The organism is Paenibacillus rhizosphaerae (assembly GCF_014192015.1).
Lineage (GTDB): Bacteria > Bacillota > Bacilli > Paenibacillales > Paenibacillaceae > Paenibacillus_AQ > Paenibacillus_AQ rhizosphaerae.
The window spans coordinates 235,089-248,255 of sequence record NZ_JACHXJ010000006.1 but is presented as its reverse complement, the minus strand read 5'-3'; the positions used below and the strand labels follow the sequence as shown (position 1 = coordinate 248,255).

At 54.4% G+C, this 13,167-nt stretch carries 8 protein-coding genes; 7 read left to right on the top strand and 1 reads right to left on the bottom strand.

Going from position 1 to position 13,167, the window contains the following annotated elements:
• Nucleotides 1–34: 34 nt before the first annotated feature.
• A complete protein-coding gene (locus FHS19_RS28790) occupies nucleotides 35–949 on the bottom strand; it encodes an ArsR/SmtB family transcription factor (protein WP_183585689.1) in 915 nt (304 codons plus the stop codon).
• Nucleotides 950–1,125: 176 nt separating this feature from the next.
• On the opposite strand from FHS19_RS28790, the gene FHS19_RS28785 reads away from it, so the two are divergent.
• The 7 genes from FHS19_RS28785 to FHS19_RS28755 all read left to right on the top strand — a co-directional run bounded on the left by FHS19_RS28785 (nucleotide 1,126) and on the right by FHS19_RS28755 (nucleotide 13,160).
• Nucleotides 1,126–2,877, top strand: coding sequence for a glycoside hydrolase family 2 protein (locus FHS19_RS28785; protein WP_183585686.1), 1,752 nt, complete (start codon nucleotides 1,126–1,128; stop codon nucleotides 2,875–2,877).
• Between the two features lie 57 nt (nucleotides 2,878–2,934).
• Nucleotides 2,935–4,332 (top strand): family 43 glycosylhydrolase, encoded by a 1,398-nt coding sequence (locus tag FHS19_RS28780; RefSeq protein WP_183585677.1) that lies wholly within the window; start codon nucleotides 2,935–2,937, stop codon nucleotides 4,330–4,332.
• Between the two features lie 306 nt (nucleotides 4,333–4,638).
• Nucleotides 4,639–6,486 (top strand): family 43 glycosylhydrolase, encoded by a 1,848-nt coding sequence (locus tag FHS19_RS28775; RefSeq protein ID WP_183585675.1) that lies wholly within the window; start codon nucleotides 4,639–4,641, stop codon nucleotides 6,484–6,486.
• Between the two features lie 315 nt (nucleotides 6,487–6,801).
• The gene (locus FHS19_RS28770; RefSeq protein WP_183585673.1) at nucleotides 6,802–8,241 is read left to right on the top strand and encodes an ABC transporter substrate-binding protein; all 1,440 of its coding nucleotides are present in this window, start codon (nucleotides 6,802–6,804) and stop codon (nucleotides 8,239–8,241) included.
• 103 nt (nucleotides 8,242–8,344) lie between these two features.
• Entirely contained in the window at nucleotides 8,345–11,335 is a 2,991-nt protein-coding gene (locus FHS19_RS28765; protein WP_183585664.1) for an extracellular solute-binding protein, read from the top strand.
• Complete coding sequence (locus FHS19_RS28760) at nucleotides 11,332–12,294, top strand: carbohydrate ABC transporter permease (RefSeq protein ID WP_183585662.1); 963 nt, start codon at nucleotides 11,332–11,334, stop codon at nucleotides 12,292–12,294. The genes FHS19_RS28765 and FHS19_RS28760 overlap by 4 nt, the downstream gene beginning before the upstream one ends.
• A gap of 2 nt (nucleotides 12,295–12,296) precedes the next feature.
• Complete coding sequence (locus tag FHS19_RS28755; RefSeq protein WP_183585660.1) at nucleotides 12,297–13,160, top strand: carbohydrate ABC transporter permease; 864 nt, start codon at nucleotides 12,297–12,299, stop codon at nucleotides 13,158–13,160.
• The last annotated feature ends 7 nt before the right edge of the window (nucleotides 13,161–13,167 follow it).

Sequence of the window (13,167 nt, the reverse complement as noted above, 5' to 3'; positions counted from 1 at the left end):
CGGTAAACATGACCGTTTGGCCTGAGCCTCGGGCTTAATAGCGGATCCGGACTTGAATGTCCTGCCCGTAATTGCCGAAGTGCCTGCCGAACAAGCTGACGCCGCCGGCATTCCGCGCGTCCTCCGGCGACAGGATACGGAACCGGATTTCTTCTCTGGGCAGGACCGGAATATCCTGTATTGATACATCCGACATCCTCACGCCGTCCATATACGTGCCGGAAGAGGTCACCAGCAGCGTTTTCAGCAGGCCGTGCTGGGAGCTTCCGGGATCCCACCACGAAGGGTTCAGCTTTCCGCGTACGCTGCCGAAATCGCCCGGAGAGGTCCAGACGCACACGGGAACGTCATTGAGCAGAAAGGTAATGTCCGAAGGCCAATCTTCGGCGTAGCCGGGGGCCTCCGCGCCGATCTCCAGGGAGATGCGAAGCTCGCTGATGCTGTTTTTGCCGGAGACGTAATTGGGAATGCGGTATTCGACATAGCCGGAGGCGAACCAAAGATGCTGGGCTTTCACATGCTCCGGCTCGGCGAAATACCGCGGGTCGTCGCGCATGCCGATCAGCTTGGATTCGGAAGCCAATCCGCAGGTCGGCTTGACTTGGCAGCTGGAGTACTGCCCGACGGGAATGTCGACGTCATAGCCTTCCTGATGCGTCTCGGGAGGCTGGACGCCGTCCGTTTTGAATACCAGCGATGCCTGCTCCAGACGAAGAGAGCACTGCTTCTGCATGCCGCGCTTGCCCGCAGTCATCTCCGTATGGAGAATGCCCGCTTCTTCCAGCTGCTGAACATGCTTGGTCACGATGGCGGAGGACAGGTTCAGCCTTTGCGCCATTTCTCTTATATTGAGGTTTTCTTTGCTGAGCATTTCGACCATCCGAACGCGCGTTTCCGACGCCAGTGCAACGAATAATGGTAGATTTTCCTGGCTTACCTTGATTTCCATAGAGGCCTCCGATTCGGTCTTATAGGTGTTGTCTTTCCATTGTATAACCAAATGGTTAACTGAACAAGAAAATCATTGACTAAATATAACAGGTATTTTAATATCTATGTGAGAATTTTAGGATTAATAATTAACTAATTAGTTAACTAAAAGTCGACCCGGAAAGGAGTTTTTCTATGGAATCGAACCTCAGCATCCCCCGTCCCGAATACCCGCGTCCGCAATGGGTGCGGGACCGCTGGCTGAATTTGAACGGCCCTTGGCAATTTGAAATCGATCACGGCAAGAGTGGGAAGGAGCGCGGCTATCACCAGCCGGAGCACGCGCTCGAAGGAACGATCACCGTTCCGTTTTGTCCGGAGAGCAAGCTGTCCGGCGTGGAGTATAAGGACTTCATGGCCGCCGTGTGGTATAAGCGGGAATTCACCCTGCCGAAGGATTGGAACAGCGGCAGAATCCTGCTGCATTTCGGCGCGGTCGACTACGAAACCGAGGTGTGGGTGAACGGAACCTCCGTCGGCACGCATCGCGGCGGGTATTCCTCGTTCGGCTTTGATATTACCCCGTATGTCAAGGAAGGCGCCAACGTGGTGACCGTCTATGCAGAGGATGACGTTCGCTCAGGAAGCCAGCCGCGCGGCAAGCAAAGTGAACGCTTCCACTCGCACGGCTGCGACTACACGCGCACGACGGGCATTTGGCAGACCGTATGGCTGGAGCAGGTCCCTGAAACCTATCTCTCGGACATGAAGGTCATGGCCGATCCGGCGAATGCATGCGTGCATCTGGAAGTGAAGGTCAGTGGAAACGCCGCCGGAGCGCAGCTGAAGGCGTCCGCCTTCTATGACGGAAAAGAGGTCGGCGAGGCCGCGGCTGCGGTGCAAGGACCATGCGTCAAGGTGACCCTGCCTGTATCTGAAGTCCATTTGTGGGAGGCGGGCCACGGCCGGCTCTATGACCTGAAGCTGTCGCTCGAACGGCCGGGCCAGGCGGACGCCGATGCGGTTGATTCGTATTTCGGCCTGCGGTCGGTGCGGCTGGACGGCCTGGCGTTCCGGATCAACGAAAAGTCGGTGTTCCAGCGGCTCGTGCTGGACCAAGGCTTTTACCCGGACGGCATCTATACGGCACCTACGGACGAGGATCTGCGGAAGGATATCGAAATTTCGCTGGGCCTCGGATTCAACGGGGCCAGACTTCATGAGAAAATGTTCGAACCGCGCTTCTTGTATTGGGCCGACCGGCTGGGGTATCTCGTCTGGGGAGAGCATGCCAACTGGGGGCTGGACATTACCACTTCCGCTAGCTTGTCGCGGTTTTTGCCCGAATGGCTGGAAGGTGTGGAGCGGGATTACAATCATCCGGCGATTATCGGCTGGTGCCCGTTCAACGAGACATGGGACCGGGACGGGGCCAAACAGGATAACGAGGTGCTGCGCATCGTGTATGAGACGACGAAACGGCTGGATCCGACCCGCCCGGTGATCGATACCAGCGGCAACTTCCACGTCGTGACGGATATTTTCGACCTGCATGATTACGACCAAAATCCGGAGACGTTCCGGGCCAGGTACGAGCCGATGAAAACCGGCGGTGAAGTGTATAACACGTTTCCGAACCGGCAGACGTACGGCGGGCAGCCTTATTTTATCAGCGAATACGGCGGCATCTGGTGGAACCCCGACCAGAAGGACGACAAGGCCTGGGGCTACGGCGACCGGCCGACATCCGAGGAGGCGTTCCTCAAGCGGTACGAAGGGCTGACGAGCGCTTTGCTTGAGCACCCGATGATGTTCGGATTTTGTTATACCCAGCTGTATGACGTGGAACAGGAAGTCAACGGGCTGTACACCTACGACAGACGCCAGAAGTTTGATCCGGAAGTGATTCGACGTATCAATTCCCGCAAAGCGGCCATTGAAGATTAAGGTTTTGGAGAAGGTTGCGGTATGAGTTTATATTCCCGAAGAGGAGGATACCTGTACATGAAGGCTATAGTGCGTAATCCGCTGCTGCTTGCGTTATGCATGCTGCTGCTCGTCCCCATGGGGCAGGTCACGGAAGCGGCTTCCAGCCGGAACAATTTTTATAACGTCGTCATGCAGGATGGAGCGGACCCCTGGGTTTACAAGCATACGGACGGTTTTTACTATTTCACGAAAACGACAGGCGGCAACGTAACGATTTGGAAATCGGCCGAGCTGACGACGATCGACGCGGCTCCGACCCGGGTCGTCGAAACGGGCTGCTGCAATATCTGGGCTCCCGAGCTTCATTATATTGACGGGGCCTGGTACATCTATTACGCCAAGGATGACGGCGACAACGTGAATCACCGCATGTACGTGATGGAAAATACGTCGGCGGACCCGACGCAGGGAACCTGGCAGGACAAGGGGCAGATCACCGACAAGACGAATAAATGGGCTATCGACGGTACCGTGCTGCAGGCAGGGGGACAGCTCTATTTTATTTGGTCGGGCTGGGAGGGGGATGTCAATGTGAGTCAAAACCTGTACATCGCCCACATGAGCAACCCTTGGACGATCGACTCCGAGCGCGTTGAAATTTCCAGGCCGACCTATCCGTGGGAGACCAACCACTCGCCTTACGTTAACGAGGGCCCGCAGGTTGTCGTGCGGGACGGCGTCATCAGCCTGGTGTACTCGGCGAGCGGAAGCTGGACGAACGATTACTGCCTCGGGCTCATCACGGCCAACGTTTCCAGCGATTTGCTGAATCCGGCTTCTTGGACGAAACGCAGCCAGCCGATCTTTGCGTCCGGAAACGGGCTTTACGGCCCTGGACATCATTCGTTTACCCAATCGCCCGACGGAACGGAGGACTGGATCGTATATCATACGGCCAAATTCGACGGTGCCGGTTGGAACCGGGAGATCCGCATGCAGAAATTCACGTGGAATGCCGACCATACGCCAAATCTGGGCATACCGGCTGATCCCAATGTCCCGATTCAACTGCCTTCCGGCGAAGGAACGCACATCCGTGTTGAGGGGGAAAAAGGGACGTTCGGCGGAGCGGCTTACGCTTCGCAAAGTCCGAACGGATCGGGCGGCATGAAGGCCGGACATATCGATACGCCGGAGAGCTACGTGGAATATGCCGTGAAGGTGCCGAAGGATGGAGAATATATACTGATGGCGCGAACCGCGAACGGGACGGCCGGAGGGGACTGGTCCCATCTTCAGCTGGCCGTCAATTCGGGTACGCCGAGCCCCTTTTACATCACGAATAAAGGCTGGGAGAACTGGGGATTGTCCACGGCGCGCATTCAGCTCCATGCAGGCACTAATACCATCCGCTTCACCAAGGGCGCAGGCTACGGGGAGATCGACTTTTTTGACATCAAGCGTGTCAAATAGAATTATGAATCTGCACGTAATTATAAGTTGAATTTAATCCGAACGTTAATGTTGTAAAGGACTCATATCGTTGGCCGGCTCATTCCTGAGCCGGCCTTTGGTTTTTTTGGGGCGGCCGCGGTCTGTCTTCTAGGAATGTACGTCGATGCACGTTTTTCTTGCTTTCGACCGTCGAATCCGGTTTATCTTATGTTTAATTGTCCGGCAGAAATATGCCGCTTTCCGGAACTATACATGCCTTTCCTGGCCTATAATGGTTTTTGCGTGATCGCGATCAACACTATACATACCGGAGGTGCCAAAACAATGTATGCTGTCAGAAGAATCGGTTTTAAATTCGCATCGCTCATTCTTCTCTTTATGCTGACATGGACTTCTTTTGGGGCTTACCCAACGTCAGCTGCATCAACGACGAACTATTCAAACCCGATCAATACGGCGGGAGCGGATCCGTACGTGATGCTGCATTCGGATGGGTACTATTACTTTACACGCACGTTAGGCAACAGGCTGGATATTTGGAAATCCAGATCATTGACCGCGATGGATCTGGGAGAACGAAAGACGGTATGGACGCCCCCTTCCGGCTTAAAAGACATCTGGGCACCTGAAATTCACAATATCGACGGCAAGTGGTACATCTACTATACGGCGAATACCGGCTGCGGCGATGACTGCCGGGGAGTATACGTCCTGGAGAACGATTCTCCGGATCCTTTGCAGGGCAGCTGGACGGACAAAGGTAAGCTGAATACACAGTATGCAGGATTGGACGGCACCGTATTCGACCATAATGGCCGGCTGTACTTTTTGTATGCGGCCTATGGGGATTGGTCGGGCAGTCACGGCAGCGCGATCGCCATCGCCCCCATGTCGAATCCGTGGACGCTGGACGGGGACAGCAGTATCCTGACCAAGCCCGAATACGATTGGGAAATGAAAGGCATGCCTGTTAATGAAGGCGCTGTCATTCTGAAGAATCAGGGGAAAATATATCTCGTCTTTTCCGCAAGCGCCTGCTGGGAGGATGACTACTCACTGGGTATCCTGAGCGCGGATGCTGCAAGCGATCTGCTGAATCCCGCGTCGTGGACGAAGAGCGAGCAGCCGGTTTTCGCCAAGTCGGCGGCAAATGGCGTATACGCTCCTGGACACAACTCCTTTGTCCCATCCAAGGACGGGACGCAGGATTTAATCGTGTACCACGGCAACAACAACCCCGGTCAAGGCTGCGGCCCCCGGCCGACCCGGGTGCAGCCTTTTACCTGGAATGAGGATGGTTCCCCGAACTTTGGAGTTCCGACAAACGGCCCACTTGCAGTCCCATCGGGCGATTATCGGATTGAAGCGGAGCATGGAACACCCGCCAAAGCGTTAGTTAAGGAAGAGGCAGGCGCGTCCGGCGGCAAAGTCGTGCGGCTCAATAACACGAACAGCTCCTTGTCGATCAAGGACGTCATTGTGCCCGAAGAAGGAAGCTATACCTTAAACATTAGATATTCGAACACCGCAGGTCCCGATGCCTCGGAACAGGTGTCGGTGAATGGTCATCCGGCCGTGACGGTGGCATTGCCTCACACGGGAAGCAAGGAATATGCAACGGCTTCGATCCAGGTGGAGTTGAAGAAAGGCTACGGCAACGTCATCGAATTTGCGAAGAGCAAACATGCCGTTGACATCGACTATATTGAACTTGCTGGCAGTAACACCTTCTCGATTAAGCCTGGAGCCGAGTATAAACTGATTAACCCGAATGGCGGAAAAGCTCTCAGTGCAATCGATCCAAATGCTGCGGGCGAGGTGTGGACCCAGATGAAGGATGATTCTGACGGAGGGGCGGCGCAGCGCTGGAAGATCGCCCTGAATGAGGACGGAACGTATTCATTCGTGAATCCAGACTCCGGTAAAGCCTTGACCGTGATCGATCCTGCGGCCGCATGGGGAAGAGCGGGCTTAGCGGAGTATCAAGGCTTGGATACGCAAAAGTGGAAACTCGTGGATACCGGCAACGGGTACTGTAAATGGTATAATGCACAGACGGGAAAAGCGCTTGACGTCAACGGAGCTGGCATTAACAGCGGTGCGGATGTCGGAACGTGGCAGGACATTCCCGGCGGCCCCGCGCAGTTTTGGCTGCTGTATCGTTTGGATTGAAGATAGGTATCCCAGATTCTTGAGCGGGCGTGCAAGGTATGGCGGCTTCTGTTACCGGAAGCCGTCTTTTTTTTGTCTCTGACCGTACCTTTGAGCTCTAGCTGGAACCATAGGCATTTTTAAAAAAATGAAAGCGTTTTAAAATATTAAAGCTTTTTTTTGAAATCGTTCATTTTTTCGGAAAAATGATCCCTTTACAATGGTAGAAAGACCAATAAAACGGTCATGACATGATGATCCGAAGCGCTGTGAACGCTTATGGCACAAGGGTTGGCAGGGCTGCTGTGGGATCGTTATTCCAAGAGGAGGTTTACGATGAGGAAAGCATGGCTTAAAGGGGTTCTATTGATGTTCATCGCCGTCTTTATTCTGTCTGCCTGCAGTTCCGGTGTGAGTTCGAATCCGCCGGCAGCCCAGAGCAGCACCCAGGAAAAGGGCGATGATGCAGCCGCTTCAAACAACGAAGATAAAGAAACCAATGGGGAAGAAGCATCCGCAGAGGGTGCCGAACAAGCATCAGCGTTTCCTGAACCTGCCGTAGATGAAAGCCTGAAGGGAGAAATCACCTTCTGGACCTGGACCAGAGCCCCTTACGACGCACTGCTGAAAGATTTCAACAAGTTCTATCCGAACATCAAGGTCAAGATTACGGAAATAGATTTCGGCGGGCTTCATGATAAGCTGCAGACCACGTTGGCGGCAGGCAAAGGGGCTCCCGATGTATCTCAGGTAGAGCAGGGGCAATTCCCTCGTTATTTGGCCGGGGACGTGCTGGAGGATTTGTTGCAGGCGCCTTATAACGCAAGCGTTTTCAAAGACGATACGACGGAATACAACTGGGTTCGCTGGATGAACATGGACAATAGCAAACTGCTCGCCTTCCCGTGGGATGTGACTCCGGGGGTTGCATATTACCGCGCGGATATTTTTGAAGAGCTGGGTCTGGAGAGCGATCCGGAGCTTTTGGGCGAATATATGGCTGATCCGGAGAACTGGATGACGGTCGTTGAGACATTGACGGCCAACGGCAAATACGCCATGGAATGGCGGGACGGTCCGATTCACTGGGCTGGAGACGCCGTAGGCTACTTCGATACGGATCTGAACTGGGTCCGCAATACGGATGAGCTCGCCAAAGTGCTGGATGTGACCAAGCGCCAGAACCAAATGAAGGTTGCCCCCCACATGGGTATGTTTGACGCAAAAGGCGGCAAGCCGCTTGTGACCAGCGGCAAGCAGGCGATGGTGATGCTTGGATCCTGGGGAGCCCGGGAAATTGAAAGCAACTTTCCGGATCAGAAAGGAAAATGGCGTGCAACCGCTCCGCCACTGGGCATCAGCTGGGGATCGGGAGGATCGGGATTCGTCATTCCGAAGCAGGGGAAAAACAAGGACCTGGCCTGGAAATGGGTAGAGTTCATGCATACGGATTACGCATGGCAGCAGTTTATTAAGCATTCCATTCAGCCTGGCTGGAACAGCATTAACGCGAAGGATTACATCAAGGAACATACCAATGCTTATCTGGGCGGACAAAAGGATCTGGAAATGTACAACAAAATTGCCGAGTCGATTCAGCCGCGCAAATTAACGGCGCTGGACGGCAAGGCTTGGCCGATATGGCTGGAGCATATTCTGAAAGCCATTGACAAAAATATCGATGCCAAGACGACCCTCAACAATATCGAGGACGATATTAACCGGAAGCTGAAGCCGGATATCGACAAGTTGAAAAAGGAACTCAACATGAAGTGACGCTTTAAGCTGATCACGGATATGTTCGGCCGCGCCTTTCGGTGCGGCTTGTCCGCTTCGAAACGGGCCTGATGGAGGCGACTTGATTGGAGGATCGGCTTTTATGATATCCATTGTAATGAGATATAAGGTAACGATATCCGTCATTCTGGTGCTGGCGTTCCTTCTGTACTGCTGGAATGCGGGACGCGGCTACGACGATACGGCGATGGCATCCATACCGGAATATTCCGATTTGGACGAGAATTCGATCCTGGAACAGGAGGACATTTCCTCCAAGCTGGAGCCATCCTACTTGAAATATGCGGCCAAGAACGATCAGGAAGGAGCGGCGGATCCGGAAGGTTTTTCCCGGACGATCGATTCCATGAATTTCTCTGCTGTGAGCGATGCGGGAACGAAGGTGGAGGAAAATCTGGGCGGCCAAAGCGGGAGGGTGCTGGCTCTGACGGAAGAGTCGAGCTGGGTGGAATATACGTTTGACGTCCCGGAGGACGGCAATTATCAAATGGGGATGAGCTACTACGCGTTGAAAGGGAAGAGAGCGTCCGTTGTGCGCGCGGTGAAGCTGGATGGGGCGTATCCGTTTTTTCAGGCGAAAAAACTCGAATTTAAGCGGATGTGGAAAGAAGTCGGCGAACCGTGGTACGACAATCAGGGCAATGAGTTCAACCCCCGCCGGGAGGAGGTTTCCGGTTGGCAGTACCGCGAATTTCAGGATACGGAAGCCCGCGTGCAGGAGCCTTTCCGTTTCCATCTGACGAAGGGCCGGCACACGCTTCGAATCGAGGCGATCCGTGAGCCTGCGGCTATCGGACAAATTACGATTCATTCCCCGGCCCAGACGCCCGCTTATGAAGACGTCGCCAAGACGTATGAAGAGAAGGGGTACCGGGCAGCCGGACAGGACGTACAAATCAAGATTCAGGCGGAAAATGCGGTTCTTCGTTCGGATCCGACCCTGCAGCGGGTGGAAGACCGGGAACCGATCACGGAGCCTTTTAACAAAAATGCCATCGTCTTGAATACATTTGGCGGTGCCGCCTGGAAGTTGGGGGGACAGTGGGCCGAATGGGAGTTTGAAGTGCCGGAAAGCGGTCTGTATGAAATGGGTGCAAGATATGGCCAGTGGTTCTTGAACGGGTTCCCGACCCAGCGGAAAGTGACGATTGACGGCGAGCTGGCGTTTCGAGAGATGAATGCTGTCAATTTCCCATACAGCCATACGTGGGAGATCGCGAAGTTCGGAGATGACGGCAAGCCCTACCAATTCTATTTGGAGAAGGGTAAGCACAAGGTCCGCATGGAAGTGCAAGTCGGCGCTTTGGGTGAAGTGCTGGAGAAAGTAACCGACACGACCCACAACATTTCCCTCTTGTCCCGGGAGGTCATCCGCGTGACGGGGACGAATCCGGACCCCAACGGAGATTGGCGTCTGGAGGAGAATATCCCGAACCTGATCCCGAGGCTGCACCTGCTCGCCAAATCTTTCGATGATGCGATCCAGCAGCTTTATAAGCTTGGGGTGAAGGAAGGCAGCTCCGACATCAGCACGCTGTACGAAGCCAGGGACCAAATGATCAGCATGGCGGACAAAACAGCAAGCATTCCAGCCAGGCTGCAGGCGATCACGGATTTGCAGTCCTCCCTTGGGCTGTGGGTGAACGGACTGACCAAGCAGAGCCTGCTTCTGGACTACTTGATCGTTCAGACCCCTGGGCATGAGTGGCCCAAAGCCGAAGCGCCCGTATATGTAAGGGCCTGGACGGCCGTACGCGATTTCTCCCAATCCTTTACGAAGGATTACGGCGGCGTCGGCAATGTGTACGACAACCAGGAGACGCTGGACATATGGGTCGCGCGGGGACGCGACTGGGTTCAAATCATTAAACAAATGATTGATGAGGACTTTACTCCGCAGACCGGCATCAAGGTGAACGTGAATGTCGTCCCGGCGAACCAGACCCAGGTGCTGCTTCTTGCCAATACCGCCGGACTCGCGCCGGATGTCGCGTTGGGAGTGGAGGGCGAAGTGCCGATCGACTTTGCTGTGCGTGACGGTCTCGTAAACCTGAGGGACTTTCCGGACTATGAAGACGTGGCGAAGCGATTCCGGCCGGGTGCACTCATCCCGTACAAATACAACGGCGGCGACTATGCCCTTCCCGAGAATCAGAACTTCTACATGCTCTTTTACCGTAAGGATATCATGGAACAGCTAGGCATCGCAGAGGATCAGATTCCGGAGACCTGGGACGAAGTGAAGGCTTTGATTCCCGAGCTTCAGCAGAACGGGATGGACTTTTTCTATCCGCACGCAGCCAACAATCCGAATCTGGCGATCAATGAGTTCGCTCCCTTTCTTTTTCAATCCAAGGGAGATTTCTACAAGGAAGACGGGAAGGAGTCGAGCCTGGACGAACCGCAGGCGTTATCAGCGATGAAGCTGTGGACGGACCTGTTCACGAATTACAAAATCCAGAAGCAGGCGGATTTCTACAACCGTTTCCGCTCGGGCGAGATGCCTATTGGCGTGGCGGATTACTCGACGTATATTTTGTTGTCCACGGCCGCTCCGGAGCTTACGGGCTGGTGGGGGATGAAGCCAATTCCGGGCATCCGCCAGGAAGACGGACAAATCAACCGCTCCACCGGCGGTCTGGGGCAGACCGGCATTATTTTTAAGGAGAGCACAAAGAAGGAAGAAGCTTGGGAATTTCTGAAGTGGTGGACGAGTGCCGACTCGCAGGAGCGGTTTGGCACGGAGCTGGAATCCTTGCTCGGCGTCGAAGCCCGCTGGAACACGGCGAATGTCGAGGCTTTGAAGCGAATGCCGTGGCAGAAGGAGGATATCGACGCCATTCTGGAGCAATGGGACTGGTTCCGGGAAAGGGAGATCGTGCTGGGCGGTTACTACACGACCCGTTACATCGCGAACATGTGGAACGAAATTGTGCTGAACGGCAAGAACATCCGCGAAGCCGTCGAAGAGGGCGTCCGGGAGATTGACAAGGAGCTCCGGAAGAAGCGGGAGGAGTTCGGCCTGGACCGTATTACGGATGAAGCCGGGAAGGAAGGGGAGGACCAGCCATGAGTGATAGTCTGGGTACGCAAGTCACGAGCACGCCTGTCCAAACGGCGGCATCGCCGCCGGGCAGATTGCTGCAGCTGTGGAAAGAGATCAAACGCCATAAAGTATCGTACTTCTTGCTGGCTCCTTTCCTGATCCTATTCTTCTTCTTCACAATCGTTCCCATCTTCATGTCCATCGGACTTAGCTTTACGTACTATAACATTTTGGAGAAGCCGCGGTTTATCGGGTTATCGAACTACCGGCTGCTGTTCGTGGATGACGACATCTTTCTTAAAGCGGTGGGCACCACGCTCAAGTTTGCTTTTATCACCGGCCCCGTCGGCTATATCATGGCATTTCTGCTCGCCTGGCTCATCAGCCAAATTCCGGTGAAGTACCGGTTTTTCTATACGCTCTGCTTCTACACGCCTTCCATCACGAGCGCGGTGGCGATGTCTGTCGTGTGGCTGTATTTATTCGCCGGGGACCGAAAGGGCTTGATCAACTATTACGCGATGAAGCTGGGGTTATTCGACGAACCCTATTTGTTCCTGCAGAACGTTCACTCGATCGTGCCGGTCATCATTATCGTGTCTTTATGGATGAGCATGGGGGTAGGGTTTCTGGCGTTCCTTGCCGGTCTCCAGAACGTTCCAAAGGACTTGTATGAGGCGGGCGCTATCGACGGTGTGCGCTACCGGTGGCAGGAGCTTCTGTACATTACCGTTCCGTCGGTGAAGCCGCAGCTTCTCTTTGGGGCCGTGCTTCAGGTCGTATCTTCTCTTACGGTATTCGATGTCAGCATCCAACTGGTCGGGCTGCCCAGTCCATTGTACGCGGGTCATACGATCTTGACCCATTTATTCGATTACGCATTCATCAAGTTTGAGATGGGGTACGCGTCTGCGATTGCGGTGGTGCTGTTCATTATGATGATCGGACTCAACCGGATCATCTTCAAGCTGCTGGGGAGGGATTAGCCATGCATGGCATCGTTAAAGGACGCAGAGTCGATTGGAGCGGAATCTTCCTGTATGTTTTCTTAACAGGATTCGGGCTGCTGATGCTGCTGCCCCTGGTGTATATGGCATCGACATCGTTGAAGCCGGTCAGCGAGCTGTTTCTGTTTCCGCCAAGATTTCTGGTGGATCATCCGACTCTGATGAATTTCAGGGACCTGCTGCTGATCACCGGTACGTCGTTCGTCCCGTTTTCACGCTATATTTTCAACAGTATCGTCGTCTCTGGTCTGATCGTCGCAGGCGGAATCGTCATTTCGGCCATGGCCGCATTTCCGCTCGCCAAGCACAACATGCCGTTCCGGGGGGCCATCTTCAACATGGTCGTCCTTTCGCTGATGTTCTCTCCGATGGTGCTGCAAATTCCCCAGTATTTGCTGATCAGCCGGAGCGGGTTGATGAATCATTATTTGGCATTGATCCTTCCGTACCTTGCCGCGCCTGTCGGCATGTTTCTGATGACGCAGTTTCTAAGGCAGATTCCTGATGCGCTGCTTGAAGCAGCGCGGATCGACGGAGCGTCGGAATGGAAGGTACTGTGGAGCGTCATCATGCCCATGCTGAAGCCGGCCATTGCGACCTTCGCGCTGTTCAGCTTCATTCAGGCTTGGAACGATCCGTACCCGGCCATGGTGTACACAACGAAAGAAGACATGAAGACGCTCCCGCTGGCCATCCAGACCATAAGCGGCGGAGCGGGCGTCATTGCCAGAGTGGGAACCTTTGCGGCAGCCAGCTTTTTGATGATCATACCGACCATTGCGGTCTTTGTCATTACGCAGCGGCTGGTTTTGCAGACAATGGCCCACTCGGGTCTGAAAGAGTAGGGAGGGA